The organism is Hymenobacter ruber (genome assembly GCF_054783255.1).
Window position 1 is genome coordinate 95,413 of the sequence record NZ_BAAGQX010000004.1, and the last position, 26,923, is coordinate 122,335.

The following is a 26,923-nucleotide window of genomic DNA, read 5'->3' on the forward strand; positions in this document are numbered from 1 at the left end:
GTGGTGTCGTCGGGGTGCGAATATTTACCGCACCTCTTTTTTGAACTGTTCGGCCCAGTAGTCGGCCAGGCGGGTAGGTTCGGGTAGCTTGTAGCCGCGCAGGCAGGCCAGCGTGAGGCGCGTGGCGGTGGCGTGGTCGCAGCGGTGGCCGGGGCTCACAAACAGCGGCAACACCTTGTCTTTGCTGCGGATAACTTCGCCGATGAGCTCGCCGGATTTCGCATCCAGCAGCGGCTCAATGCTGCCGCGCTCCAGGCCGGGCTCGGTGAAAATGCCCGTCAGCTTCTGCTTGGCTACGCCGAAGGTGGGCATGTCGAGCAGCACGCCGAGGTGCGCGGCAATGCCCATGCGGCGCGGGTGCGCAATGCCGTGGCCGTCGACCATGATGACATCGGGCTTGTTTTTGAGCTTGGCGAAGGCGTGAATCACGTTCGGGGCTTCGCGGAAGGAGAGGAAGCCGGGCACGTAGGGCATGTCGACGGGGCCGTAGTTGTACACCTTCTCCACCAGCTCCAGCGAGGGAAATTTCAGCACCACGAACACCGAGAGAATCGTGTCGGGAGTAGGAAACGAGGAGTCGCAGCCGGCAATGAGGCGCGGCTCCCGGGCCAGTGGTTCATTGCGCACGCGCTGGCGCATTTCGTGCTGCTGCTCGGTGAGGCTTTTGACGAGGGCGGGGTCGGGTGGGGGGCCGGGCGGGCGGTAATAAGCCATTGGGGAAGTTGAAAACCAGCGTGAAAGAATTGGAATAGCTCAACCGTAGCATCTTACGGCGATGCGGGGCGTATGAGGGCCATACGTTTCCTCGTCGGCTATGTCTGATTCCACTTCCGAACAACCCGCTTCCACCGGCTCCGGCCCACTGCTGGAGCGCCGCTATTTTATTGATGTGGCGCGCGCCCGAAAATCGCCGGCCCAGCTTATGGCTGAAGTGCAGGCCGACGTGCCCCGCTTCTCGCCCGATGCGCTGGCCAATTTCAAGAAGAAGGAGGGCAACGACAATGCGCTACAGGTTGGCGACGAGTTCAGCATTACCATCCTCGGGCCCTGGGACGGCTGCGTGCGCGTTACTGAAGTCAGCGCCACGTCGTTCGAGTTCATCACCCTCGAAGGCCACCCCGAGGCCGGCCGCATTCGCTTCGAAACGCATTATCTGGACGAGTCGCCCGACGTGCTGCGGTTTGAAATCCGCTCCTCGGCCCGCTCGCGCGACGGGCTGGTGGCCTTTGCCTACGACACGCTGGGCGGCGGCAAGCTGCTGCAGGAAGCCACCTGGGTTGAGTTTTGCCGGCGCGTGGCGGCGGCCAGCGGCGGCCAGGCGCTGAGCGACGTAGTAGTCGAAACCTTCCGGCACGACGAGTCCGGCCACGTTCAGCACACCCGCCATGAGTAACCAAGTTGCCGCCGTGCCGGCCTCGGTCCTGCCGGATACGACCAAACCACCCGCCTGGGAGCAATACCGCGCCCGCCTCGATTCCTACGCCAACGCTAAAGTTAACTACGACTTCTCGCGCCAGAACGAGTACACCAGCGCCACCGGCTGGCGCCTCGACGACTACGAAACCGACCTGCCCGCCGAAGCCCCCGGCCCGCCCGAAGCGGCCGGTTCCTTCGCCGCGGCGCAGGACGTGTTGCGCCGCTACGCCTTCCCACCGCCCGACCTCATCACCGGCTACTTCGACCCCAGCATCCCGCTCGAAAAGCGCATCATGGTGCTGCGGGCGCATTTTCTGGTGTTCAATTTCTACTTCGGGGTGCGCGTGAGCGAAGTGACCGACGAGGCCGCCCGTCACACCCCCGGCGGCCCCGAGCGGGTGTGGGGCTACGGCTACCGTACCCTCGAAGGCCATTTCGAAAAAGGCCAGATTGACTTCACCATTCACAAAAACCTTGGCACCGGCGCGGTGCAATTTCGCATCCACGCCGTGTCGCAGCCCGGCCAGATTCGTAACCCGTTCTATTGGATTGGTTTCAAGCTGTTTGGACGCATACTCCAGCGCAAGTTTGCCCGCGAGTCACAGCGCCGCATGAAGGAGCTGGTGGCCAAAGCGCTGGCTGGGCAGCCGCTGCCGCAAACCTTGAACGCCCCGACTGGTTAAGAAACTAGGCAAGTAGAACGTCATGCGGAGCGCAGTCGAAGCATCTCTACCGCGCAACGGAATCCATTCGTCTGGATTTACTGCTGCGGTGGAGATGCTTCGACTGCGCTCCGCATGACGTTCTGTTTTCACTCAATCCTCAACATTCAACCCCAAACATTCTCCAAGATGCTTCCAACGAAAGCCTACGCCGCTCCGGCCGTAAATATTCCTCTCGAACCATTCAACTTTGAGCGCCGCGAAGTCGGGCCGCACGATGTGCTGATTGACATTCAATTCTGTGGTGTGTGCCACTCCGACCTGCACCAGGTGCGTGACGAGTGGGGTGGCTCCATCTTTCCAATGGTGCCGGGCCACGAAATCGTGGGCCGCATTACGCAGGTGGGGGCCCATGTAAAGAACTTCAAAGTGGGTGACCTGGCCGGCGTGGGCTGCATGGTGGACTCCTGCCGCACCTGCCCCAGCTGCCAGGAAGGCCTGGAGCAGTACTGCGAAACCACCGGCATGGTGGGCACCTACAACAGCCGCGAAATCGGCAGCGGCGCGCCCACCTACGGCGGCTACTCCAGCCAGATTGTGGTGGATGAAAAGTACACCCTCAAGGTTTCGGAGAAGCTGGACCTGGCCCGCGTGGCCCCGCTGCTCTGTGCCGGCATCACCACTTACTCGCCTTTGCGCCAGTGGAAAGTGGGCCCCGGCCACCGCGTAGCCGTGATGGGCCTCGGCGGCCTGGGCCACATGGCCGTGAAGCTTGCCGCCGCCATGGGCGCCGAAGTAACCGTGCTCAGCACCTCGCCCAACAAGGAGGCTGACGCCAAAGAGCTGGGTGCCCACAAGTTTGTGGTGACCAAAGACGAGGCGCAGCTGAAGTCGGTGCGCAACTACTTCGACTTCATCATCAACACCGTATCGGCCCAGCTCGACCTGGCCACCTACGTGAACCTGCTGCGCCGCGACGGCACCATGATTCTGCTGGGCGTGCCCACCGAAGCCCCGCACATCCACGCCTTCAACCTCATCAGCAAGCGCCGCCGCATCGCCGGCTCGCTCATCGGCGGCATCGCCGAGACGCAGGAAATGCTGGATTTCTGCGCCGAGCACAACATCATGTCCGATATCGAAGTCATTGATATCAAGGACATCAACGAGTCGTATGAGCGTATGCTGAAAGGCGACGTGAAGTACCGTTTCGTGATTGATTTGGCCACGTTGAATAACTAGCGAATTTCAACTGCCGACAAACAAAAAAGGCCCCTGCTGATTGCAGGGGCCTTTTTTGTTTCGAAATTTACCTAGGGCTACTACTTCGTGAACACATACGGGTCCTGCTCTAGCCCGTCATTCACACGGATTTCCAGGGTTTTCACCTGCCCGTTTTCCACGGTGAAAGGGGCCGCGAAAATGCCGTAAGCGGCATTGGAAAAGGTGCTGCGGAAGGTGTCGCCGTCCATATAATCCAGGGTGGTGGTAAGGGCGGGGTGGTGCGAGAAGCGCACGAGCAGTTGCTTGCCCTTGGGCTCTACCGTGATGGTGCCGTAGACCGGGTGCGTGTAGGTGCCGGCGTAGGCCTTGAGGTTGCGGGCGGGCTTGTTTTTTTTCGCCACGCGGGCGGCCAGCTCGGCCACGCTTTTGGCGGTTTCAGCATTGCCATTCTTGGCGAGGGCGTAGAGCTGGCGGCTGCGGTCTACGTAGGGCACGCCCAGGTAGGCGTCGAGCAGCTGGTAGCGCAGCGCCTCGAAAAAGCTCTGGTTGTCCTGGTTGGTGAGCACGGCGAGGCCCAGGTTTTCTTCGGGCACAAAGCACACGTTGGTTACGAAGCCGTTGGCCCCGCCCGTGTGCCAGTAAATCTGGCGGGCATTGTAGTCGGCCGAGAACACGCCCAGGCCATAGGTCCGAAAGTGCATGGGGAAAATGGGCGACCGGCTGGCGCTCACCAGCGTGTTGCCCTCGCGGGTGCGGCGCAGCGTGGCCCAGGGCATGATGCGCTGGCCGTTGTATTTGCCGCTATCGAGCTGGAAACGCAGCCAGTGGCCGAGGTCATTCACGTTGGAAACCAGGCTGGCGGCCGGCCCGAAATTGTCCACCTCATCAAACGGCACCCGCGTGAGCGGCCCGAAGGCCGTGGTGTAGGGCAGCGCCACATTGGCTCGCTGGCCAGCCCCGGCCGAGAGGGGATAGGTATTGGTCATTCCCAGAGGGGTGAGCAGGCGCTGCTGCACGAAGTCCTGCCAAGTGGTGCCGCCGGTGGCCACGGGAATGATTTCGCCCGCCGTCAGGAAGCCGTAGTTGCTGTAGCCGTACTGCTGCCGAAACAGGCCCGTAGGCTTCAGGTAGCGTACCTTTTGCAGGATTTCGGCCCGGCTCAGGTTGGAATCCCAGAAAGTAAAATCGCCCTGGAAGGTTTTGGTACCCATGTGGTGGCCCAGCACGTCGCGGATGGTAACCAGCCGGGTGCTGGTGGAGTCGTAGAGCCGAAAATCGGGTAGGTACTGGCGCACCGGGTCGTCCAGCTTCAGCTTTTTCTCCTCTACCAACTGCGAAATGGCGGTGCCGGTGAACAGCTTGGAGTTGGAGGCGATGAGGAAGAGTGTGTTGCCGTCCACCGGCTCGGGCTTGCCCACGGCTTTTACGCCGAAACCCTGCGACACCACCACCTGTCCGTCTTTCACCACCGTCACGGCCAGGCCGGGGATGTTCCAAAGCTTGAGGCCGCGCTGCACGTAGCTGGCCAGGCTGTCGCGCACAAAAGCATTGCCAGCGGCGGCGCTGGGGCCGTGTCCGGCAGTTTGGGCGCGAGCGGGAGAAACGAAGGCGGCGGCCGAAGCCAGGGCAGCCATAAGAACGGGAAGACGCATCAGGAATCAGGAAAAGTCGAAAAAAGAGCCGGCTGCAATACCCCAGGATATTGCAGCCGGCTCAAAGCTAAGCAAGCCCGGAATGACGGCCGATGCCACCGGCGGCCAGCAGCCCGATTACCGGCTGAGTTCGGGGGGAGTATTCAGGCCGTCGCGCAGCTGGCCGTTCACGGTGGCCTCGCGGCGGGTGATGCGGTAGCCGGCGCAGCGGGTTTCGCCGGGCTCCTGCTTCAGCACCACGTTGCTGATGTCGTAGGTGCGGTTGGCCGCCGGCACTACCAGGCGGCAGCTCTGCCCGGCCTGTGCGATGGCATAGTCGGGCACGGCAAACTGCGGCGGGTGCCCGGCCGGATAATAAATGGCCAAAACCGGCTTCGTGCTGCCCGGCGAAACACTGGCACCGGGCTGGCGGAGCGTATCGAGCGGCTGCTGAAAATCGGCCGTGCGGTAATGCACCAGGTAGGCCGAACGCACCTCGGCCCGGCGAAAGCCGAGGCCGCTGCTCGCGATGGTATCGGTGCTGAAAGCCAGCATGAACGTGGGCGGCGGGCTCATGTTGAGGGGGCAGGCTTGCTGGCAGGCGGGCAGGGCCAGCGTGGCCAGCACCACCGCCCGGCGGGCCAACGAGAAAGAGAAATTCATGTGCAAACGGGTTGAGGACGGTTGAAAAATGCTTCGCCCTCAGATGACCCGTCGCATGGGGACCGGGGTTGCGTCGGCGTACACAATATGTTCGTCGCGCACGGGTTCTTCGCCCCGGAATTTTTGCAGGATGCGGGCCGTGGTGATGATGTCCTTCTGGCAATAGTGGGCAATGCGGGGCAGGTCGTTTTCTTCCCAGTACACCCGCGCCACATCGGCCCCGGTAATGTCGTCCTTGGGCGTGGGAATGCCGAACAGGGCGGCCAGCAGATTCAGCGAGGTGTAGGATTTGCGGTCGCCGAATTTCCAGAGCTCCATGGTGTCGTGATGGGGAATTTCCCAGGGCTTTTTGCCGGCCATGTCCAGCTGTGGGGGCAGGGGCAGGCCGTTCACGAGCAGCCGGCGGCCGAGGTAGGGAAAGTCGAACTCCTTGCCGTTGTGGGCGCAGAGCAGGAATTTGGGCTTGTTGGCGAGCAGCCCGGCGAAGTCGCGTAGCAGCTGCTTCTCGTCGTGGTCGGCGTAGCTTTTCACGCGGAAGCGCCACAATTCGTCTTCCTTGTCAAACACGAAATAGCCCACCGATATGCACACCACTTTGCCGAATTCGGCATAAATGCCGGCCTGCTCAAACAGGCTGGCGGCGGTGAGGTGGTCGGGGAAAGGCTCGGCGGCCTGGGGGCGGCCGGTGTAACCCTGCTGGCGGCGCAGGCTCTCGCTCTTGTGCTCCCAAAGCTGGCGCAGCATCTCATCGAGGCTGTCATGGCAGTCCACGCAGGGCACTGTTTCGATGTCGATGACGAAAAGCTGGTCGAGCGGGGTGCGGTGGAGGTGCTGCATGAGGGCGGAAGGAGCGGGATAGAGCCAGCCGGCAACCGGCTTATCTCAAAGCTACGGCATAGCAGGGGCTGGGTGCAAGGCCGAAGCCGTGCTACTCCACTACGAGGCGGGTGGCCTGGGCCCCAGCGCGCACCACGTACACCCCGGCGGGCAGGCAGGCCACATCGAGGGCCGGGGTGGCAGGACGCACCAGCTGGCCCAGGCTGTTGTACACCACCAGCTGAGTGCCGGCCGGCACGCCCAGCGCCTGCACCGCGCCGTGAGCGGGGTTGGGCACCAGCACCAGCGTGGCCGGTGCATCGGGAGCGGGCACGAACTGCACGGGCGAGTACGTCACCGCACCGTTGGCGTCGGTCTGGGCCAGGCGGTAGTAAGCGGCGGCGGGGGCATTGGCATCGGCGAAGGCATAGGCGTGGGGGGCTGTGCTGCTGCCGGCTCCGGCCACGAAGCCCCAACGGGCGAAGGCCAGGCCGTCGGTGGATTTCTCCACCGCGAAGCCGGCATTATTCTTCTCCGAGGCGGTGGCCCAGGCCAGGGCCACGGTAGTAGGGCTGGTGCGGCGGGCGGTGAAGCTGACCAACTCCACGGGCAGGGGCTGCAAGGAGCGCAGCGGATTCAGCCGGTCGAAGCGGCTGGCGCTGGTGGTGGTGCCATCGCCAAGCTGGCCACTGGGGTTCTGGCCGGTGCTGGCGAAGTTGTAGCCCGAGGGGGTGCGAACCAGCGAGAAATAGGCTGCTGGGCCTGGTGCCAGGGTGGTCCAGCTGGTGCCCAAGGTGGCTTCCTGAGTAGGAGTGCTGCGGTTGGCAGTGGAGCCGTCGCCAAGCTGGCCTTCGGCGTTGCGGCCCCAGGCATAGGCGGTGCCGTCGGCCCGCAGGCCGAGGCTGTGGGCACCGCCCGCCGTAAGCTGGGTGTAGTGGTCGGTGGCTGTGCCCACCAGCGTGGGCACGCCGCGGTCGGTGGTGGTACCGTCGCCGAGCTGGCCGTTGACGTTGCAGCCCCAGGCGTAAGCGGTGCCGTCGGCCATCAGCCCCAGGCTGTGGTACTGGCCCGCTACCAACTGGGTGTAAATACCGCCTCCGCTCACCAGCATGGGGACGTTGTGGTCGGTAGTCGTTTCGTCACCGAGACGGCCGGAACCATTGTCGCCCCAGGCATAGGCCGTGCCGTCGGCCATCAGGCCCAGGCTGTGGTAAGCCCCGGCCGCCAGGTGGATGAAGCGGTTGGTGGCTGCCCCCACCAGGGTAGGCGTGGTGCGGCCGGTGGTGGTACCGTCGCCGAGCTGGCCGAAGCTGTTCTGGCCCCAGGCATAGGCCGTGCCATCGGTCCGCCGGCCCAGGCTGTGAAAGGAGCCGGCTGCCAGCTGGGTGTAGCGGTCGGTGGCCGTGCCCACCAGCGTGGGCACGCTGTGGTTGGTGGTGGTGCCGTCGCCGAGCTGGCCGTTGCGGTTGTCGCCCCAGGCGTAGGCCGTGCCGTCGGCTTTTAGGCCCATACTGTGGTAAGCCCCGGCGGCCACCTGCACCCAATCTTTATCGGTGCCCACCTGCACGGGGCTGTTCCTGTTGATGGTGGAGCCCTCAGTCCCGATGCCCAGCTGCCCGTAAGTATTATCACCCCAGGCCCAGAGCGTGCCGTCGGCCCGCACGGCCAAGCCAAAGGAGCCGCCCGCGGCCGTGCTGCGAGTGGGCAAGGCCGTGCCCGTGGCGGTGGGCGTGTTGCGCTGTGTGGTGTTGCCACACCCCAGCTCGCCGCTGCCGTTGTAGCCCCAGGCGTAAGCGGTGCCGTCGGCCATCAGCCCCAGGCTGTGGTACTGGCCCGCCGCTAACTGGGTGTACAGACCACCCCCGGTTACCGGTGTGGGCACCCGGCGCTGGTTGGTAGTACCATCGCCCAGCGCGCCGCCGGCATTATGGCCCCAGGCGGTGGCGGTGCCGTCGGCGCGCAGCCCCAGGCTGTAGTTGGCACCTGCCGCTACTTGCGTGTACAGGTCGCTCCCGCTCACCGGGGTGGGCACCAGGTGTTGGGTCGTAGTGCCGTCGCCGAGCTCGCCCGTGATGTTGCGGCCCCAGGCGTAGGCCGTGCCATCGGCCCGCAGGCCCAGGGTGTGGGAGGCGCCCGCCGCCAGCTGGACATACAGGTAGCCCCCACTCACCGGCGTGGGCTTGTTGCGCAGGGTCGTAGTACCGTCTCCGAGCGCGCCATCGCCGTTATAGCCCCAGGCGGTGGCCGTGCCGTCGGCTTTTAGTCCCAAACTATGGTAGGTGCCCGCTGCCAATTGGGTGTACAGGCCTCCACCACTCACCTGGGTGGGTATCAGTCGGTTGGTAACGGTGCCGTCGCCGAGCTCGCCGTCGCCGTTATAGCCCCAGGCGGTGGCCGTGCCGTCGGCTTTTAGTCCCAAACTATGGTAGGTGCCCGCCGCTATCTGGGTGTAGCCCCCGCCCCCGCTTACGGGCGTAGGCACCAGGTGCTGGGTGGTGGTGCCGTCGCCGAGCTGGCCGTAGGTGTTCACGCCCCAGGCGTAGACCGTGCCGTTAGCCTTCAGGCCCAGGCTGTGGTTGGTGCCCACTGCCACCTGCACCCAGTCGGTATCGTGGCCCACCTGTACCCAGACGGTGCTGCTGGCGGTGGTGCCCGTGCCAAGCTGGCCGTTGGTGTTGCGGCCGGTGGCCCAGAGGCTGCCGTCGGCGTGAATGCTGAGCGAGTAGCTGCTGCCCGCTGCGATGGTGCCGCGTAGCGCCTGCGCCCCGGCCCGGCCCGGAGCCATCAACAAAATAACAAGCATGAAAAGCCCGGCCGCGGCCATACCTGCAGTGGTACGAAAGAAGTGCTTCACGTAGTCAATTGAATTATCTGCCGGCAACGCGCGGGCTTGGCACCGGTAAAGTTACGACCTGTCGACTAACTAAATGGCTTATATGCCAAAATCATACATGCTGTGAACTTGCAAGCTATTGCAGCTTACCGCAGGTTGTTGCATTGTGAATATATCAAGATTAGCTTGTTTGCGGTAGTAGCTGTTGTACTCCTGTAGCACCTGTCTAACCCGTCCCAAATCCGCTATTGGCACGTCCCAACTTAGGATGTGGGGCGCGGGCCCTCCTGCCTGGCCGGACCTTTGAGCCCAATCATAGCCCGCCTGACGGCCCCGCGCCGAGGGCAGCACTTCCCCAACAAATAATATGGGACCATGTAACGTTTGGGCCTCGGGGCCGATACTCCCCGCGGCTTCACCTCAATTTAACACCGCCAACAGGCAACCCCAGCCCCGGCATGACCATCTGTTAGGGCACAACCATTCCTTGCCTTTCCTTCCTGCACCGATGAAACTATCTACGCATTGCTTTGCGGCGGGCTTGCTGTGCCTGCTCCTGACCGCAACCGTCCGGCCTGCCGCTGCTCAGGCCCCGGCGGCCGCCCCAGTGCTGCCCGCCGGCACCGGCTCGCTGACCGGCACTGTGCTCGATTCCCTCAAGAAAGAGCCCGTGCCCTATGCCACGGTGGTGCTGCTGCCGGCCAGCGGCGACAAGCCCATCACCGGCGTGGCCGCCGATGACGCCGGCAAGTTTTCGCTCACCAAACTCACGCCCGGCACGTTTCGGCTGCGGGTGAGCTACGTGGGCTACGGCACTCAGACGCGCCCCGTGACCGTGACGGCCGGGGCCACCGACGCGGGCACCTTCCGCCTGCCCACGGCCGGCACCGCGCTGGCCGAGGCCGTCATTATCGGCCAGAAGCCGGTGGTGGAAATCCGCCCTGACCGCATGGTGTATAACGCCGACCAGGACGCCACCAATGCCGGCGGCACCGCCGCCGATGTGCTGCGCAAAGCCCCCTTGCTGGCCGTGGACGGCGACGGCAACGTGAAAATGCGGGGCTCCAGCAACTTCAAGGTACTGGTGAACAACAAGCCCTCGCCCACGCTGGCCAGCAACCTGGCCGAAGCCCTGAAGGGCATCCCCGCTGAGCAGATTAAGTCGGTGGAGGTTATTACCACGCCTCCGGCCAAATACGATGGCGAGGGCACCGCCGGCATCATCAACATCGTGCTGAAGAAAGGCGTGGAGCAGGGCCTGAACGGCCGCATCGGCACCTCGCTTGGCAGCCGGAACTCGGGCGTGAATGGCTCGCTGAACTTCAAGACCAAGAAGCTGGGTTTCACATCCTCGGGTGGCACGGGCGGCTGGTACGGGCCGAATAAGTCGGAGCGGGTGCGCTTCGGCAAGACGGATGGCTCGACCCTGACGCAGGAGGGCGTGGGCAACTATGGCGGCCAGTGGATGTTCGGCTCGGTGGGCCTCGACTATGATTTGACCGACAAGCAAAGCTTGTCACTGGCCGCCTCCGTGAACCGCTACGCCGGCCACGACTACAACAACATGCTGAACGACTACGTGTCGCCCACGCAGCCGCAGACCAATCAACTCTTCACCCGCGCCACCAACAGCAAGTTCAGCGGCTTCAACGGCGAACTCACCGGCACTTATACCAAAACCTTCGCCCTGCCCCGCAAGGAATGGAGCGTGCTGGGCCAGTACGCTCGCAACGACGGCACTTTTGGCTACGATTTCGACCAGTACCTCAACTCTTATACTAACCTGGAAGTGGGCAGCGCCAGCTACCGCGAGCGCAGCCGGGGCCGCACCCCGGGCTCAGAAGTAACCCTGCAAACCGACCTCACCCAGCCCTTCGGCGAGAAGCAAACCCTCGAAACTGGCCTGAAAGGCATTTTTCGCAGCACCGGCTCGGTGGCCAACGTGGACGGCCTGACCCGGGGCGTGACCGACGATTTCGTGCGCCTGCCCGGCCGCTCCACCGATTTCAGCTACGACCAGAACGTGCAGTCGGCCTATGCCACTTACACCAATAAGTTGACCAAGAAGCTGACACTGAGCGTGGGCAGTCGCCTGGAGCGCACCGCCCTTTCCGCCGATTTCCGCACCAACGACACCAGTTTCGTGCGCAGCTACCTGACGCTGCTGCCCAACGGCAACGCCCAGTATGCTTTCAGCGACAACAACAGCGTGCGCGCTGCCTACTCGCGCCGCATCACCCGGCCCTACATCGACTACCTCAACCCCTTCGTAGACCGCTCCGACCCGAAGAACCTCGTGTACGGCAACCCCGGCCTGAACCCCGAACTGACCGATTCCTACGAGCTGAGCTTCAACACCAACGGCAAGGGCGGCTCGCTCAACATCGCGGCCTCTATGCGCCGCACCGGCAATGCCATTGAATCCATTCGCCTCGGCCCTGACGCTAATGGCGTAACCCGCCAGACCTACGCCAACGTGGCCTCGAACGCCTATTACCAGCTGAACTTCTACGGCTCGGCCAAGCCAGCCAAGGGCTGGGACATCAGCGGCGGGCCCGATATTCAGTACATCGTGCGCCGCAGCCCTTCGTTGGGCATCGAGCGGCGCGGCTTCACGGCGAGCCTGAACTTTAACACCTCCTATAAACTGCCCAAAAACTTCACCTTGCAGGGGTTCATGTTCGGCTCGCTGCCCTCGCCCGACTTGCAGGGCCGTGGCTCGGCCAACCTCTATTACCAGATGGGGGCCAAGAAGACCTTCCTCAAGGACAAGGCCGACCTGGTGCTGAATTTCGCCGCGCCCTTTAATGACTACTGGCTCTACCACAACACCACCGACACGCCCACCTTCACCGAAACCAACCGCAACTACGCCTATCAACGCTCGTTCCGCCTCAGTTTCAACTACCGCTTCGGCCAGGCCCAACAAACCAAGCAGCGCAAGTCCATCTCGAACGACGATGTGAAGGGCGGCGGCAGCAAGCAGGGCGGCCAATAGCCGGCATCAGGCGTGGCCAAGCAAATACCGAATACACAAAAAAATCCCCGGCCGCTCTGGCCGGGGATTTTTGCATTTCAGCATGTTCTCCGCTTCCTATTGGCGGGCCAGGCGCAGGTCGTGTTTCACTTGTTTGTGAGCCGTTTTGAGGTAGCGCTTTAGCTGCTGCTTGCGCGATACCACGATAACGCGGGCATTGGTCAGGCTCACCGTCGACTCGGTGGCGGCGGCGTTCAGGGTCATTTTCTCGTCGGCATAGCCGGCGTAGGTCACCACGGCATCGAGGGCTCCGGCATTGGCCGGCACTTCAAACTCGAACTCGCCGTCGGCATTGGTCACGGCCATCTGCTTGCTGCCGGTGAGGATAACCACCGCGCCCGGCAGCGGACCCGCCGGATTGGTGATTTTGCCAATGAGCAGCGTTTTTTCCGGTTTGGTATCTCCATCATTATCAGTGTTTGCCATGGCATAAGATGCCGTGCTGGTAAAACGCTGATGGGCCTGTGCCGAAAACGAAGTCAGGTTGACAACACAAGTGAAAACGGTGGCGGCGAGTACAGAGAAGAAGCGCATTGCAATAGGAAGTATCAGGTGTTTTTGAATGATACAAATGTCGTATTGTATTTATGGGGTAAATGCTCGTCTCGTTCAACAACGCCAAACTCCCGGCGAATGACTGAATTTGCCAAATCAGTGGATTTGCCGGCTGTCCAAAACCAAAAAGCCCCGGTCTCGAAGGACCAGGGCTTTTTCAAAAAAAGAGTTGCAGAAAAAAGTATGGTAAACCGTAGTAAGCGGAAAGTGGGTGGGAAAGAATCAGTTGGCCGGCGGTGTCATTTCGCGAAGCAGGTACACCGAGCCCAGCGCCTGCACGGCTCCCAGCCGCACCACTTCTTCGTGCAGGCCGCCGTAGCCGCAGGTCAGCTCCACTTCTTTCACGTTGCTGGGCACGCGCAGCTCAAACTCGCCTTCCGAGTTGGTTACCACAATAGTGCGGGTGCCGTGCAGCCATACCGTAGCCCCAGGCAGTGCGCCTTTCCGGCCCTGCACCACGCCGTGAATAACCTTGGTAGTAGCGGTTTTGGCGCCTTCCTCCGGGTCGGTGCTGGTGGTTTCTTCCGGCTTGCCACCCGACTGGGTGTAAGCATATTGCGCTTGGCTGGGCATGGCCGCCAGCAAAAAAACAATGGCTGCAACAGCGGAGGTGAGGCCGGATTTCATAGCGTATTGCACTAATGTTATTATTTATTGGAGGATACAAACGTACAATAAAATCATAGCATGTTGCAAGTTTTTGTAATAATAAATTCACTTTTATTATTGGATAAGCGCAATTAATGGCTGTTGGCTAATTTATAATTAATAAAAAAGCCTCCGCGATGTGAGCGCAGAGGCTTTTGAATAAGAGCAGTATAGCAAGCAAATGGCTGGCTCGCTAAGCTTGTTGCAACGAGTGCCCCTTAAGCTATGTTGCGCTGCCTTTCTTCCTGCCGGAAAATGAAATAGGAATAGCCGTAGCAAAATGCCGCCGTGAGCAACAGCAGCCCCACCATCACCAGATGCATGTGCTGGGTGGGCAGCACCAGCGCCAGCCCGGCAATGAGCAGCCCAACCAGGCAGAAACCGATGCCGCCCACCCGATGCGTGCGTGCCCACACGGTGGGGCTTTCCAGCGTCCAGGGCGTGCGGATGCCCACAAAATAATTGGGCTGCACGGTGGTGAGGTAATTGCCCATAAAGGCCAGAAACAGGCCCAGCAGCACCATCAGGCCGCGGCCCTGAGTGCCGGGGTGCAGGGCCATGTACAGGCCGTAGCAGGCCAGCCCGCCCAGCATGACCACCATGGCCAGGCGCAGCTTCTGAAAGTTTACACTGTTGCTGTCGAGCCGGTGCTTGGGGTCCAGGTAGGGCAGGACGCTGAAAAACACGGCCATACCCAAAGGCGCACCCAGCGTGAGCAGCCACATGTGGTTGCGGCTGGTGTAGCCGTTGGCCTGCCCACTGCCGTCGAAGTGCGAGGGCACCTGCGCGGGCAGCTGCGGCCACACATAGAGCAGGTACAGCGACGGGGCCAGCACGGCCACGAGCGTGAGCAATTGCCACAGGAGCAGATTCTTTTTCATGAGTACCGCAAAAAGAGGAAGTGGAAATTAGGATTTGAACTGATACAGCCAGCCCAGCAATTCATCAAACACGGTCATGTTGAGGGTGTAAACCACGAACTGGCCCTGCTTCTGGCTGGTGACGAGGTCGGCCTGGCGCAGCAGGTCGAGGTGGTGGCTGATGGTGGGGGCCGAGAACTGGAACTGCTCGGCAATGGCCCCGGCGGTGGCTGGCCCACCTCGCAGCCGCTCCAGGATGGCACGGCGCGTGGGGTCGTTGAGGGCTTTGAAGAGTGCATTCATACGGGATGCTTCAATGATTAGGCAAATGTCTAAATAAATTCGAAATAAAAAAGCGCGGCCCCTCGAAAGGAGCCGCGCGGCTAAACTATTTTCGCTGAGTTGGGCGCTAGGCCGGCTGCTGCGCCGTGGTTTCGGCGGCAGTTTCGGGGCGACGGCCCCAGGCGGCGCAGCGGTTTTGCATCTGCTGGCGGAATTTTTCGCGGGCTTCGGGGCTGAGGTGCTCCATGCGGCCGGCCATGCGCAGCTTCCACTCGCGGCGCTTGCGGGCCCAGCCGCCGGGCCGCCCGCCGGGTTTGAAGCCGAACAAAATGCGGCTCAGCAACAATAGGCCGTAGGTTTGGCCCAGCGTGATGGCCGGTAGGTGAAACAGGGAGGGCATCAGCCAGTTCCAGAGAGCCTGGGTGGCAAAGCCGATAACGACGAGAAACAGCGCCGCGAAGAAAAAGAAACGGAGGCCGCGCAGCAGCCAGAATTTACGGTCCATGATAATCAGTGGTTAACGGTCAGTGATTAGGGGTTAGTTGGCAATAGGCGGTGATTAATCAAGAAAAACTAACCACCAACCACTGACCGCTAACCACTAACTAATTAGTCGGTGAATAATTCGGTGTAGAGCTTTTGCAGGCGCTTGCGCAGGTGCAGCACGGCGTAGTGCTTGCGCGAAATGAGGGTTTTGAGCGGTACGCCGGTTTCTTCCTCCATTTCACGGAAGGTTTTGTCTTCCAGCTCGTGCCACACAAATACTTCGCGCTGAGCCGCCGGCAGCTCGGCCAAGGCCTCGCTAAGGGCATCCATAAGGGTTTCGCGCAGTAGGCGGTTTTCGGGCGAGTCGTCTGGGGCGGGCAGCAGGTCGGCCAGCAGCAGGCCCTCGCCGTCATCGGACGCCTCGGCTGCACCGAAGGCCGCTTCCAGGCTCACCGGCCGCTTGCGGCGGTAGAGGTCGGTGATGCGGTTGCGGGCCACCCGAAAGAGCCAGGCCGCCGCCTGTTCCACGGGTTTGAGCAGCCGGTAGCTTTCCACGAGCTCGGCGAAGACGTCCTGCAGGAGGTCTTCGGCCTCGGCTTCGTCGGGAATGCGCCGCCGGATGAATTGCAGCAGGCGCGGGCGCTGCTGGCGCACGGCTTCGGCAATCTGGCGGTCTTGCTGCGAAGCCGTCATCGGCAGGAGGGGAGAGGGGAGCGAAAGTGCCATGGTTGTCATTCTGAATAAACAGACGCTGGCCCGGTGAAATTACTTTAAGAAGCGACAGCAGAATTTAATCCGCTGGTCTTCTTCTGTCATCCTGAGCTTGCGAAGGACCTCATCACGTGCGCTGTCGATTGAAATTACTGCAAGCCGTTCATCGGTGATAAGGTCCTTCGCTGCGCTCAGGATGACAGGCGGTAACCATCGCCCGCCCCGCCAGGCTGCTCCCGCCAGCTACTCGAAAACCAACGCCCAAAACCCGCGAAATGCCTCTTAATTAGGCCGTAAAGCGGTATCTTTGGCCCTGAAATGGGCACTCTGCCCACGGTCCTTTCCACCATTCATCATTATTCAGTTACCGTATGAGATATTTCTATCATCTGGGCCTCACGGCGGGCTTGGTGGCCCTGCAAGCCGCCTCGGCTTTGGCCAACCCGTTCACGCCCGGCAACATTGTGATTGCCCGCGTGGGCGATGGCTCGGCGTCCATTGCCAACTCGGCCGCGACGGCCGTTTTTCTGGACGAATACACCTCGGCCGGCGTGCTGGTGCAGTCGGTAGCCCTGCCCACGTCCGTGAGCAGCTCCGGCCGCAGCCTCACCGCCGCCGGCAATGCCCCCACCGAACTGGGCCTGGCCCGCACCACCAATGGCCGCAACCTGGTGCTGGCCGGCTATGGCGCGGTGCCCGGCACGCCGGCCGTGGCCACTTCGCTGGCCACCGACGTGGCCCGCGTGGTGGGCGTGGTGTCGCCCGGCGGCAACATTGATACCAGCACGGGCCTGGGCGGCGCGTTCGACGGCGCCAACGTGCGCGCCGTGGCTTCGCCCGATGGCGTGAGCTTTTACGTGGTGGGCAGCGACGCCGGGGTGCAGTACACCACCCTCGGCGCGTTCAGCCCCACCCGCATCGATACCGGCCCGACCAGCCTGCGCGGGGTTCGCATCGCGGGTGGCGACTTATATGTTTCGGCTAATACCAGCCCCAACTTCGGCCTGAGCAAGGTGGGCACCGGCCTGCCCACCACGGCCGGCCAGGCCGTGACCGTACTGCCGGGCTTTCCGGCGGCCACGGCGGGCTCCAGCCCCAACGGCTTTTTCTTCGCCGACCTCAGCCCGGCCGTGCCGGGCGTGGACGTGGTATACGTGGCCGATGGCCGCACCGGCCCCGGCAACGGCATCCAGAAATGGAGCCTGGTGGCGGGCAGCTGGGTGCTGAACGGCACCATCGCGGGCAGCACATCCACGGGCCTGAGCGGCATCGACGGCAATACCAATGCCGCCGGTACCGGCGTGTCGCTGGTGGCCAGCAGCCCCGCCAGCCTCTACATTCTGGCCGATAACACCGGCTACAACGTGGCCCCCACCCAAACCGCGCTGCCCACCCCGGCAGCCCGGGCGGCCACCAACACGGCCTTTCGCGGCATTGCCTTTGCGCCGGTGGCCCCGGCCCCGGCCATTGCCAGCATCAGCCCCGGCAGCGGCCTGGAGGGCGCGACGGTGACCGTCACGGGTTCGTTCTTCACCGAGGCTTCGGTGGTGAAGCTCAACGGCGCGGCCGTTACCACCTTCACCGTGGTCGATGCCAACACCATCACCTTTGAGGTGCCGGTGGGCGCTACCTCGGGCACCGTGGCCGTGACCACGCCCGGCGGCACGGCCACCAGCGCGGGCACCTTCACGGTGCTGGCTCCCAACCCGGTGCCCACCATCACCAGCTTGGCACCCAATACGGCCGTGGCCGGTAGCACCAGCCAGTTGCTCACCGTCACCGGTACGGGCTTCGTGAGCGGCTCCGTGATTAGCTTCAATAATACCGCCCTTACCACCACCTACGTTTCGGCTACGCAACTCACCGCCACGGTGCCGGCTTCGGCCCTCACCACCGCGGGCAGTTACGGCGTGACGGTGATGAGCCCTGCCCCAGGCGGGGGCATGTCGGCCGCCGTAGCCTTCACGGTCACGGTCGCCGCGCCCACCATCGTCAGCTTCACGCCCACCACGGGCGGGCCGGGCACCCCGGTCACCATCACCGGCACCAACTTCACGGGGGCCACGGTGGTGCGCATCGGCAGCTTCAATGTGCCGGCGTTCAACGTTGCGTCGGCCACCAGCATCACCCTCACCCTGCCGGCTGGCACGGGCAGCGTGAGCGGCTACCTGTCGGTAACCACGCCCGGCGGCACGGCCACCAGCACGGCCCTGTTCAACCTGGTGTCGGCCACCGTTGCGGCCAATGCCCTGCCCGGCCTCTCGGTGTTCCCGAACCCGGCCACCGACCGCCTCACGGTGGCACTGCCCACGGCGGCCCCGGCCACGGTGACCCTGCGCGACCTGACCGGCCGCCTGGTGCTGGCCCCCGCCGCCCTCGGTGCCGACCACCAGCTGTTGCTGCCGACCTCGCTGGCCCCCGGTGTTTACCTGCTCGAAGTGCAGCAGGGCCCAGCCACCGCCGTGCGCCGCATTCAGAAGCAATAGCCGCTAGGCGTTGTTAGCCGTTTGCTATCAAAAAAGCCCTTTCCGGTTTCCGGGAAGGGCTTTTTTAGGTAAAAGGCTTTGAACTGCTGCCTCACTATCCAGCGCAGTATTTCCTGCCAGCGGGAGCAACTACTGCAAGTACCATGCAAATCCATTCATACAGCGTGCGAACCCATGCATGTGGCCCGCAAACCCATTCGTGCACCCCGCAAACCGCTATACACGGCATGCAAACCGCTTCATACAACCCGCAAATCACCTTATGCGGCCCGCAAACCGCTTTGTATAGCCTGCAAACCGCTCGATGGGCCATTTTGCGCGGGTTTGCCATGTTTTGGCTATTGGCCAAGGTTTGACCCACACGTCTCGCGCTTATGAGAGTGGTTACCACAGTGCCTGCCCGGTCACAGCAGTAAGTCAACAATCCCTCAAAAACCCACAAAAAAAGCCCCGGCCGCAAGTGCAGCCGGGGCTTTTATGAGCGAGCAGCGGGGGTTAGTCCACTGCTACTTTGGTGGTCAGCTTCAGGCCTTCCGGGGTGGTCCAGGTGGCGATATACAGGCCACGGGCCAGCGCCTGGGCGGGCTGAATGGTGGTTTCAGCGGAGCCGGCGGCCACCGTCTGGGTGAGCACCACGCGGCCCACACCGTCGAGCAGGCGAACGGTGCCGCCCGTGCCGCCCAGGTTGAGGGCGGCCAGCTGGAAGCCGGAGCCCGTAGCCGGGTTGGGGTAGGCCAGCAGGGACGGTGCCGCTGCTTTGCCATCGAAGCGCACGGTGGCCACGGGCGAGTAGGCAAACTTGCCGTCCAGGTCCACCTGGCGCAGGCGGTAATAGTTCAGGCCAGCCAGGGGAGCCGTGTCGAGCGTGGCGTAGTCGTGGCGGGCGGTGGTGCTGCCTTGGCCGTTCACTCGTGCGATTTCGGCGAAGAACTGGCCGTTGGCAGAGCGTTCGACCGCGAAGTAGTCGCTGTTTTTCTCCGAAGCCGTGGCCCAGGTCACCTGCACGTTCGAGCCCTGGCGAACCGCCGAGAACTGCGTCAATTCAACCGGCAGCGGCGCAACGCCGGTGAGGGGGTTGTCCACCGAGTTGGTCGAGCCGAGAGCGAAGAACGAATTGCCGTCGATGGTAGTGCTGAACTGCCCCGAGGTGGTATAACCCTTGGGGTAATCGGGCGAGAACACGCCTGACCCACCGGCCGAAGCCCACACGGTGGAGGAGGTAATCGGACCGGTCGCGTAAGCTACCCGCAGGTTGCCGGGCACGTTCACGTCTTCGTCCTTCACATCGGTGTTGAAGCTGAGCTGCACCGAAGGCTGGTCGATGACCCCGCCCAGGAGCTGGATGCGGTAGTAGCGGTTGGCCGACAGGTTGGAGAGCGAAGCGTCGACGTTGCCCGCCGGCTTGCCGTTGATGACTTCTACCAGCACCACTGGGTCGGACGAGCCCGTGCCCAGCTGCTTGATGGTAACGGGGCGGTAGCGCTGGCCGGCTCCCACCGGGAACACGCGCAGGCTGCCCACCTCGTTGGGCAGGGCCATGGCCAGGCGGCCCGACACGTATGAGGTCAGCGTGTTGCCCACAATCGGCTGGATGGCCGCGTTGTCGAGGTACAGGATGTTCGTGTTGGCCGAGCCGGTGTAGATGATGCTGTTCTGAATGGTCAGCACATCGGCTACGTGCACGTCGGTGTTGGGGCCGAAGGTCAGGGAGCTGCCGCCAAATTTCTGCAGGTCGTAGAAATAGGTAGTGCCCGTGAGCAGACGGTTCACATCGGTGAGGAACTGCACCAGGCTGGTACCAGCCGTAAAGGTGCCAGTGTTGTTGAAGTTGCCGCGCAGGATGATGTTCGAGTTGGCAGCGTCGAAGCTGCCGGTGGTCAGGTTGCTGAAGTCCCCGTTCACGTGCACCAGGTTGTTGGTGGTGGCGGTGTAAGAGCCGGTGTTCAGAAAGTTGGTGCCCGCGTTCACCTCGCCGCTGCCGGCCTTGAAGCGGCCGGTGCTGGTGTTGGTGAGGGTGGTGGCCACGTTCAGGTTGCCCACGCCGGCCGTGTAGGTGCCGCTGTTGCTGAAGGCTGTGCCCACGCTGATGCTGCCCGTGCCGGCCTTGGCGTTGTAGGTGCCGGTGGCCGCGTTGGTGAGCGAGGTGTTCACCGTCACGAGGCCGCTGCCCTGGTTGATGGTGCCGCCGTTAGTCAGCGACGTGCCGATAACCACGGGGCTCGCGCCCAGGGTCACCACGCTGCTACTGCCGGTGACTACCGTGGCACCGGTGTTCAGCTGGCCGTCGTTCAGGTTCAGCGTGCCGTTGATGGTGGCGCCGCTGGTGGCCGAGGTCAGGGTAATGTTCTGGCTGGTGAGGTTGTCGACCTTGGTGTTGGCCGCAATGTTCAGGGTGCCGTTGATGGTCAGGTCGAGGTTGGTGAGGCGCGTGGTGTTCACGGCATCCACCCCGGAGAGAGTCAGGTTGTTGTAGGTATCGCGGGCCGGCAGCTGCACGGCTTGCGTGAATTCTACGGTGCCGGTTGTGGGGGCCACGAAGTTGGCGTAGTTGCCGGCCGGGAAGATGGCCGAGCCAATGCGCAGCGTACCCGTGCCGCTCACCGTGTTGAAGTTGTTGGCCAGGTTAGCGCCCAGGTCGAGGGTGCCGTCCAGCTTCAGCGTAGCCGCACCACGGCCAGCCGTGGTGCTGGTGATGAGGTGGCCGGGAAAAATTACTACTGGGTTGGCCAGGGTAGGCGTGGCCGTGGGCACCGTGGTAGGGTTCGAGCCGTCCGGGTTGATGGTCCAGGCCAGGGGGTCGGTCCAGCTGGCGCCGCCGGGCTTGCCGGCCGTCGAGTTGCGGCTGTAGAAGGTGGGCACCGTGCCGAATTCCGACGTCTCGCCGCCGGTGTAGTCGCCGTCGATGTAGGTGGCGTTCGTGTTCGTGAGCGTATTGGCGTTGATGTCTACGGTGTTGGCGATGCCGCCTACGGGCACCCAGGCCCCGTTCAGGAAGCGGCCCAGCTTGTAGTTGGCTTCGGTGCCGTTCACGTCGTTGCCGGCGCCGTTGTCGTAGTAGGTAAACACCTGCGTCACCGTGGGCGAGGTCAGGCCCGTGCTGCTTACTTTCCAGTAGTAGCTCAGCTCCTTGGCGGCCACGTCGGTGGTGGAGGGGTGAGGAATGTCGATGGGCTGCACCGTGATGGTGCCGGCCGACGAGCTGCTCGCAATGGTCATCTGCACGGGGGTGTATTTGGTCACCACGGCCGCGCCCACCGGGAAGGTGAAGATGGTGCTGGCCCCCGAGGGGAAGCTCTTGCGCACGCCCAGGTCGGCCACAATGCCGTTGGTGCGGATGCAGCGGGTGTTGCTGAACGTGCCCGCAATGGCATCAGAAGCCGTGTTGCTCAGCGCCAGCAGGTTCGAGCCGATAGAGAGCACGCCATTGGTCAGCGTGAGCTTATTGGTCACTTCCTGGTCGGCCGTGGTGGTGGCCCCGGCAGTGTTGTTGAGGGTCAGGTTGCCGAATTTGCCCAGGCCGCTGCCGCCCACGTTCTGGTTGGCGCTGCCGCCCAGGGTCAGGCTGCCGGTGCCGGTGCTGGTGTGCGTGGCCGAGTTCAGCACATCGCCGAGCACCGTGATGGTTTTGCCATTGTCGGCCAGGGTGCCTTTGGTCAGGGTCAGGGTGCCGGCTACCTGGGCGTTGCCGCCCAACTGCAGGGTGCCGTTGGTCTGGGCATTGTTCACCACTAGGCTACCAAACACGGTGAGGTTGCCTGCCGCGCTGGTCAGCAGCTGCAGCGCAGGGCCTTTGCCCGTGAAGGTCGTGGTCTGGGTCGTGGTGAAAGGCTGGAAGCCACCCGTGTTCAGGGTCGCATTGGTCAGCGTGTTGTTGTTGATGAGGTTCTGGTCGATGTTCAGCCCAATACCGTTGGCGTTGAAGAAGGAGTTCACGTTGCCAATGGTGAGCGAACCTTTCAGGCTCAGCTGGTTGGTGCCGGTCAGGAAACCGGTGTTGGTGTTGCTGGCATCGGCGCCACTCTCCACCACCAGGTCGTAGATGGGCACGGCCGAGTTCACGCTGATTTTTACGTTGCCCACGCCGGCGGTCGTGTTGCCTAGGCGCACCGTGCCGCCGGTTATCACCGTCGAGTCAGGAGCCAGGTACAGGTCGGCCGTGGTGATGAGGGGCTTCTGGTTCGAGCGGCGCAGCTTCAGGTCGCCGCCGCTCATGCGGAACACGCTGCCGGGGCCCTGTACTTCAAACAGGCCGCGCTCATTGCTCTGGTACACATTGGCCCGGATGCCGGCAATGTCCACTGTGCCGCCGGTCTGCTCATAGCGGAGCGAGCCGTCGAGGTTGGTCACGTTGCGGCGAATCTGGCCGTTCACGTTCAGCGTGCCGCCCGTGGCCACCCGAATGGTGGGCGCGCCGGCCGCAGCGTATTCGATGTCGTTGCCCAGGCCACTGGTGGTGCCCACGTTCAGCGTGCCCTGCAGGGCGCGCAGCTCGCCGGCCAGTTTCAGGTCGGAAGTGGCGCTGGTATTGTTGGCCGGGGTCGTGTTATCCGTCACCGAGCCGTTGCCGGTGGCCACGTTCACGATAGCCGTGGGGTGGTTCACCGTCAGGCCAGCGTTGTCGGTAAGCACGAAGGGTGTATCGGCATCGTGGATGTTGAGCGTGCCGCCGGCTTTTTCAAAGCTCAGAGTACCGTTGGTCAGCGTGAGCCAGCTGTTGGTCGGAGTAGTCAGGGGACTGGCCACGTCCACGGTCAGGGTGGGGGTGCGGCTGGTGCCCTTGTTCACCGTCAGGGTGTAGAGGTTGGTGGCGGCCGGCGCCGTAGAGTTGGTGCCGGTCAGTTTCGCGTTGCGGGTGCCGTTGAAGGTCAGGGTGGCTTTGCTCGTGGCGTTGAAGTCCAGCTTGCCATTGTTGGTCAGCGAGCGGGCGATGGTCACGCTATTGTTCGTCACGGTAGCACCCGCGCCGCTCATGTCGAAGGTCGCGTTGGCGTCTACTTGCACATTCTTGTTGAACACCAGGGTCTGGGCCGTGCCGTTGGCGAAGCGCAGCGTGCCGTATTGCACGTTCAGCAAGCTATCCACCTGTAGGGTGCGGGCGCTGGCCCCGTTGAGCGAAACGATGCCGGTGGTGCCGGTCGAAATGCCCGTGAGCATGTTCTCGTACACGCGCAGGTTCACGTCGGGCAGCGTAATGGTGCGGCCCGCCGCCGGGCTTAGCATCAGGTTGCGGTACGATACCAGCGAGAGCGAGCCCGAAGCCGTGGGCAGGGTGAAGTTCTGGGTACTGTTGGTGTAGTACTCCACCGTGCCGCCGCCGGGCAGTAGGAAGGAGCCGAAGTCGCCGCCGGGGAAGGTGGGAGTAGCGCCGCTGGAGCTCACGCGCAGCAGGCCCGAGCCGTTCACCTTCGCATCGGGCAAAGCCCCGAAATTGTGGCCCGTGGTTTCTTTCACGTCCAGCGTCGAGCCGTTTTCAATCACCAGCGAGCCGGCCGTGGCGGCGTTGGCCGTCACGGTGATGTAGTGGTTCAGGCTGCCAGCTGCGGAGCCGATGAACACCGGGTTGCCGGGGCCGGGTTTTACACTAGCGGCAGCACCCGTGAACTTCAGCGTTTGGTCGGTGCTCCAAGTGGCCGGGGTTTCCCAGTTGCCGGTACCACGCGAGTAGTAGGCCGTCACCGCGCCGAAAGCCGTAGCGGCTACGCCTGCCGTGTATTCGCCATCAAATGCACTCAGCACATTGTTGAAGCTGATATCGGCCGTGGGCGGGCTCGCCGACACCAGGTTAGTATCGTTAAAGCTTTTCCACTTCACCGTGCTGGCCGTGTAGAAGCCGGGGATGTAGCCCGTCGTGTTTCCGGCCGTAGCCGCGTCGGCCGTCTTCATCGTAAAGGTGGCCGAAATCGAATTGGCGGGAATGGTGCCGAAGCCCACGCTACGCACTTTCCAGTAGTACTTCAGGCCGTTGTTGCTGCCGGTCATGAAGGGGTTGCGCATGTTGGCGGGGCTCACGCTCACCTGACCGTATTTGCCCAGCGCCGTGGCCGAGCTTAGCGTGATGCTGGCGGGCGTGTACTTCGCGCCCGTACCCACTGGGAAGAGGAAGGTATTGGTACCACCATACGTCCGCTGCAGGCCCAAGTCGCTCTGGTTGCCCGCCGTCTGGATAAAGCGCGTGTCCGAAAAGTTGTTGCTGGGGGCCGTTACCGCATTCGCGCTAATGCTGGTCAGCGCCAGCCGATAGGCCCCGATGCCTAGGATGTGGTTGCTTTGCAGGGTGAGCTGGTTCGATACGCTCATGCTGGCCGTGAACTGAGCGGCTACCGAGCCGGCAGCCATCGTGCTGTTCAGCTTCAGGTTGCCGAATACGCCCGTGCCGTCGCCGCTCAGGGTTTGCAGCGCCGCGCCCGACAGCACGATGCTACCCGAGCCGCCGCCGCTGGTGTGCGAAGCCGAGTTAACCATGTCGCCATACACCCGCACGGTTTTGCCGCCATCGTCCAGCACGCCTTGCAGCAGGCTCAGCTTAGCCGCGGCCGGTACGTTGTAGGTGGCCACGGTACCGCTCAGAATCAGGGTGCCGGCCGCCTTGTCAATGGTCCAGTTGTAGAAAGTGCCTTCGCCGGCCGTGGTCCCGATGGTGCCGCTGTTGGCCAGGAACTGCTTGTCCTGCGTGCCACTAAAAATCGTGGTGTTGGTGCCCGGCAGGTAGGTGCAGCCCGTCCCGATGGTGAACGTGCCCTGCACGGTCAGGTTCAGGCCCGCCGCGTCGAAGGTGGTAGGGGTGGCCGCGTCCAGCGTCAGCGCATTGAGAACCGTGAGCGGCTGCGCAGTTGGGTTTGAATAAGACTGGTACAGCGGGTCCACGTTGACGTTCGCCAGAATAGCCTTGCTCGTGCCGCCCCCGGCAGTCTTTTTCACCGTCAGGTTCCACAATGGGGCCGTGGTCAGCACTTTGCCGTTCACGTTGGAGTTCGGCAGCACCAACTCAATCGTACCGCCCGATACAATGGCGTTATTGGGATTTACGCCAATATGGAACAAGCCGTCCGCACCGGAATTGGCGGGATTGGGGCGTTGCACCCGAATGGTGCCACCCGTCATGCGGAAGCTTTGCGTCAGGTAAGGCACCGAAAACCGGGCATACTTATCGTCTACCGAAGTGGTATTGACACCTGTGCAATCAAACGTGCCGCCCGACATGATGAACGAGCCACGGTGGTTCGGCGTGGTACGCGAAGGCCGGAACTTGTTGACCGTCACGGTGCCGCCTTCCACAATTACCTGGCCGTCTTCGCGTATTACCATGCCGCCGTCGGTAATTCCCGAGAAGCTGCCGCCGCTGATGCGGAAAGTGCCATACACCGCAATCAGCAGGGCATTGTCGTTATTAATCGAAGCACCCGCAATCCACAGCGTCGGGCTGGTGGTGGTAGAGCCAACGCCGTATTCATTGGCGGGGACCAGTACTTTGGGCAGATAGATGTTCTGGCCCAGTTTGCAATTGCCGTTCACCAGGGCCAGAAGCCGCACCGGGATAGTAGCTACGTAGCTGGTCACGTGGAAGAGGCGCAGGTTGCCAAACGCATTGTTGCGGATGTTTACCGTCGACGTAACATTCAGCAACACTTGGCTGTCGATTCCCTTATCAACGGTCATGATATCCAGGTCCGTATCACCGTTGCAGGCAAAATTGGCATCCGTGCCCCCCGTAAAGGTGAGGCCCGCTATCTGGTTGTCGTTTGCCGCGCCGTTGTGCAGGTTCACGGTGCCGTTGTTGATAAAGCTGCCGCTCACGTTAATAACGTGCGAGCCAGTCACCGCTGTCACGCCCAGAAACGTGCCCGCGCCGATGTTCAGGTCGCCCAGGGCCGTCAGCGTAACGTTAGTGCCAGCCGTTTTTCCCAATGTGAGCGAAACGCCCGCCCCGGCTGCCGCCAACGCCGGAGTGGCGTAAGGGTTGCCTACTTTGCTATCGAGGAAAACCGTCGAGTTGGTACGCGTCAGGGTCAGGTTACCGGCCAGTGTCAGGCTGCTGCCGAGCTGCGCGGTATAAGCGGTGCCCGTGCCTCCCGTGTTGAGCAGGCGCAGGTTATTGTATTGGTTCGAGGCTGGCTGCGGCAGCGTGGCAGTGCCGGCCGGCCAGTTATAAAACTCGACGGTACCCGTGTTGGCATCGTCGAAGTTGTTGGTGCCAATTGTAGGGAAATAGGCGCCTGCGATGCGCAATGTGCCTTGGCCAGATAGGCTGGCCAGTGTGGGCAGCTGGTTGGTGGTGGGGTTGGTGAGGTCGAGTACCCCGCCCTTTTGCACCGTCACGTTCAGGCCCGTAGCCGCCACCGGGTTCTTTACCGACAACACAAAGCTGTTGGTAATGACCACGTTGTCGTTATTGTTTGGCACCCGGGGATTGATGCTGGTAGAGCCCGTAGGGTCAGTCGTCCAGGAGTATGCGGCATCCCAGTCGCCACTGGTTCCGCCTCCATTGAACGTATACAAGGTCTGACCCATTGCTAACGTACTCCAGAATATGGATAATAATCCAAGTAAGAATGATTTCATGAAAAGGAGAAATGGTGAATAAGTCGGTAAAAAAAAGTTAGGAGTGACAGAAGA

Annotated in this window: 17 protein-coding genes and 1 pseudogene; 6 read left to right on the forward strand and 12 right to left on the reverse strand. The window is 62.6% G+C overall.

Annotated elements, in window-relative coordinates:
* Positions 1-24 precede the first annotated feature (24 nt).
* Positions 25-714: an endonuclease V gene (gene nfi / locus ACYVM5_RS10960; protein WP_460618155.1), complete on the reverse strand. Its 690-nt coding sequence runs from the start codon at positions 712-714 to the stop codon at positions 25-27.
* 100 nt (positions 715-814) lie between these two features.
* Here nfi and ACYVM5_RS10965 point away from each other — a divergent pair, with 100 nt between their 5' ends.
* From ACYVM5_RS10965 to ACYVM5_RS10975, 3 genes are all read left to right on the forward strand, one after another.
* Positions 815-1,393, forward strand: coding sequence for a DUF1990 domain-containing protein (locus tag ACYVM5_RS10965; RefSeq protein ID WP_460618156.1), 579 nt, complete (start codon positions 815-817; stop codon positions 1,391-1,393).
* Positions 1,386-2,099, forward strand: a complete 714-nt coding sequence (locus ACYVM5_RS10970; protein WP_460618157.1) for a DUF1990 domain-containing protein — start codon at positions 1,386-1,388, stop codon at positions 2,097-2,099. The genes ACYVM5_RS10965 and ACYVM5_RS10970 overlap by 8 nt, the downstream gene beginning before the upstream one ends.
* Positions 2,100-2,267: 168 nt before the next feature.
* On the forward strand, positions 2,268-3,320 hold the full coding sequence (locus ACYVM5_RS10975; protein ID WP_460618158.1) for an NAD(P)-dependent alcohol dehydrogenase: 1,053 nt from the start codon (positions 2,268-2,270) through the stop codon (positions 3,318-3,320).
* An 80-nt stretch (positions 3,321-3,400) separates the two neighbouring features.
* On the opposite strand, the gene ACYVM5_RS10980 is transcribed toward ACYVM5_RS10975, so the two are convergent.
* From ACYVM5_RS10980 to ACYVM5_RS10995, 4 genes are all read right to left on the reverse strand, one after another.
* On the reverse strand, positions 3,401-4,954 hold the full coding sequence (locus ACYVM5_RS10980; protein ID WP_460618159.1) for a serine hydrolase: 1,554 nt from the start codon (positions 4,952-4,954) through the stop codon (positions 3,401-3,403).
* Between the two features lie 117 nt (positions 4,955-5,071).
* The gene (locus ACYVM5_RS10985) at positions 5,072-5,596 is read right to left on the reverse strand and encodes a hypothetical protein (RefSeq protein WP_460618160.1); all 525 of its coding nucleotides are present in this window, start codon (positions 5,594-5,596) and stop codon (positions 5,072-5,074) included.
* Between the two features lie 39 nt (positions 5,597-5,635).
* The gene (locus ACYVM5_RS10990) at positions 5,636-6,433 is read right to left on the reverse strand and encodes a 3'-5' exonuclease (RefSeq protein ID WP_460618161.1); all 798 of its coding nucleotides are present in this window, start codon (positions 6,431-6,433) and stop codon (positions 5,636-5,638) included.
* Between the two features lie 91 nt (positions 6,434-6,524).
* Positions 6,525-9,215 carry an RCC1 domain-containing protein gene (locus ACYVM5_RS10995; RefSeq protein WP_460618162.1) on the reverse strand — a complete coding sequence of 897 codons (2,691 nt, stop codon included), beginning with the start codon at positions 9,213-9,215 and terminating at the stop codon, positions 6,525-6,527.
* Positions 9,216-9,753: 538 nt separating this feature from the next.
* Between ACYVM5_RS10995 and ACYVM5_RS11000 the strand changes: the two are divergent.
* Both ACYVM5_RS11000 and ACYVM5_RS11005 read left to right on the forward strand, forming a co-directional pair.
* Positions 9,754-10,452 (forward strand): annotated as a pseudogene (locus ACYVM5_RS11000) (carboxypeptidase-like regulatory domain-containing protein); the annotation flags it as partial.
* A gap of 96 nt (positions 10,453-10,548) precedes the next feature.
* Positions 10,549-12,243: an outer membrane beta-barrel family protein gene (locus ACYVM5_RS11005; RefSeq protein ID WP_460620183.1), complete on the forward strand. Its 1,695-nt coding sequence runs from the start codon at positions 10,549-10,551 to the stop codon at positions 12,241-12,243.
* Positions 12,244-12,339: 96 nt separating this feature from the next.
* On the opposite strand, the gene ACYVM5_RS11010 is transcribed toward ACYVM5_RS11005, so the two are convergent.
* From ACYVM5_RS11010 to ACYVM5_RS11035, 6 genes are all read right to left on the reverse strand, one after another.
* Positions 12,340-12,816, reverse strand: coding sequence for a carboxypeptidase-like regulatory domain-containing protein (locus tag ACYVM5_RS11010; protein WP_460618163.1), 477 nt, complete (start codon positions 12,814-12,816; stop codon positions 12,340-12,342).
* A gap of 243 nt (positions 12,817-13,059) precedes the next feature.
* Entirely contained in the window at positions 13,060-13,464 is a 405-nt protein-coding gene (locus ACYVM5_RS11015) for a peptidase associated/transthyretin-like domain-containing protein (RefSeq protein ID WP_460618164.1), read from the reverse strand.
* A gap of 239 nt (positions 13,465-13,703) precedes the next feature.
* Positions 13,704-14,366, reverse strand: coding sequence for an SdpI family protein (locus tag ACYVM5_RS11020; protein WP_460618165.1), 663 nt, complete (start codon positions 14,364-14,366; stop codon positions 13,704-13,706).
* A gap of 27 nt (positions 14,367-14,393) precedes the next feature.
* Complete coding sequence (locus ACYVM5_RS11025; protein ID WP_342295971.1) at positions 14,394-14,648, reverse strand: autorepressor SdpR family transcription factor; 255 nt, start codon at positions 14,646-14,648, stop codon at positions 14,394-14,396.
* A 106-nt stretch (positions 14,649-14,754) separates the two neighbouring features.
* On the reverse strand, positions 14,755-15,132 hold the full coding sequence (locus ACYVM5_RS11030) for a hypothetical protein (protein WP_460618166.1): 378 nt from the start codon (positions 15,130-15,132) through the stop codon (positions 14,755-14,757).
* 104 nt (positions 15,133-15,236) lie between these two features.
* A complete protein-coding gene (locus ACYVM5_RS11035) occupies positions 15,237-15,806 on the reverse strand; it encodes an RNA polymerase sigma factor (RefSeq protein WP_460618167.1) in 570 nt (189 codons plus the stop codon).
* A 389-nt stretch (positions 15,807-16,195) separates the two neighbouring features.
* Here ACYVM5_RS11035 and ACYVM5_RS11040 point away from each other — a divergent pair, with 389 nt between their 5' ends.
* Entirely contained in the window at positions 16,196-18,310 is a 2,115-nt protein-coding gene (locus ACYVM5_RS11040; RefSeq protein ID WP_460618168.1) for an IPT/TIG domain-containing protein, read from the forward strand.
* A 495-nt stretch (positions 18,311-18,805) separates the two neighbouring features.
* On the opposite strand, the gene ACYVM5_RS11045 is transcribed toward ACYVM5_RS11040, so the two are convergent.
* Entirely contained in the window at positions 18,806-26,869 is an 8,064-nt protein-coding gene (locus tag ACYVM5_RS11045; protein ID WP_460618169.1) for a beta strand repeat-containing protein, read from the reverse strand.
* Positions 26,870-26,923: the final 54 nt, after the last annotated feature.

Bases quoted from the DNA above. Each gene is read 5' to 3' on its own strand.
- ACYVM5_RS10965 (WP_460618156.1), top strand. From the start codon at position 815: ATGTCTGATTCCACTTCCGAACAACCCGCTTCCACCGGCTCCGGCCCA.
- ACYVM5_RS10970 (WP_460618157.1), top strand. From the start codon at position 1,386: ATGAGTAACCAAGTTGCCGCCGTGCCGGCCTCGGTCCTGCCGGATACG.
- ACYVM5_RS11030 (WP_460618166.1), bottom strand. From the start codon at position 15,132: ATGGACCGTAAATTCTGGCTGCTGCGCGGCCTCCGTTTCTTTTTCTTC.
- ACYVM5_RS10975 (WP_460618158.1), top strand. From the start codon at position 2,268: ATGCTTCCAACGAAAGCCTACGCCGCTCCGGCCGTAAATATTCCTCTC.
- ACYVM5_RS11020 (WP_460618165.1), bottom strand. From the start codon at position 14,366: ATGAAAAAGAATCTGCTCCTGTGGCAATTGCTCACGCTCGTGGCCGTG.
- ACYVM5_RS11010 (WP_460618163.1), bottom strand. From the start codon at position 12,816: ATGCGCTTCTTCTCTGTACTCGCCGCCACCGTTTTCACTTGTGTTGTC.
- ACYVM5_RS11040 (WP_460618168.1), top strand. From the start codon at position 16,196: ATGAGATATTTCTATCATCTGGGCCTCACGGCGGGCTTGGTGGCCCTG.
- ACYVM5_RS11025 (WP_342295971.1), bottom strand. From the start codon at position 14,648: ATGAATGCACTCTTCAAAGCCCTCAACGACCCCACGCGCCGTGCCATC.
- ACYVM5_RS10995 (WP_460618162.1), bottom strand. From the start codon at position 9,215: ATGCTTGTTATTTTGTTGATGGCTCCGGGCCGGGCCGGGGCGCAGGCG.
- ACYVM5_RS11015 (WP_460618164.1), bottom strand. From the start codon at position 13,464: ATGAAATCCGGCCTCACCTCCGCTGTTGCAGCCATTGTTTTTTTGCTG.
- ACYVM5_RS11035 (WP_460618167.1), bottom strand. From the start codon at position 15,806: ATGACGGCTTCGCAGCAAGACCGCCAGATTGCCGAAGCCGTGCGCCAG.
- ACYVM5_RS10980 (WP_460618159.1), bottom strand. From the start codon at position 4,954: ATGCGTCTTCCCGTTCTTATGGCTGCCCTGGCTTCGGCCGCCGCCTTC.
- ACYVM5_RS10990 (WP_460618161.1), bottom strand. From the start codon at position 6,433: ATGCAGCACCTCCACCGCACCCCGCTCGACCAGCTTTTCGTCATCGAC.
- ACYVM5_RS11045 (WP_460618169.1), bottom strand. From the start codon at position 26,869: ATGAAATCATTCTTACTTGGATTATTATCCATATTCTGGAGTACGTTA.
- ACYVM5_RS10985 (WP_460618160.1), bottom strand. From the start codon at position 5,596: ATGAATTTCTCTTTCTCGTTGGCCCGCCGGGCGGTGGTGCTGGCCACG.
- nfi (WP_460618155.1), bottom strand. From the start codon at position 714: ATGGCTTATTACCGCCCGCCCGGCCCCCCACCCGACCCCGCCCTCGTC.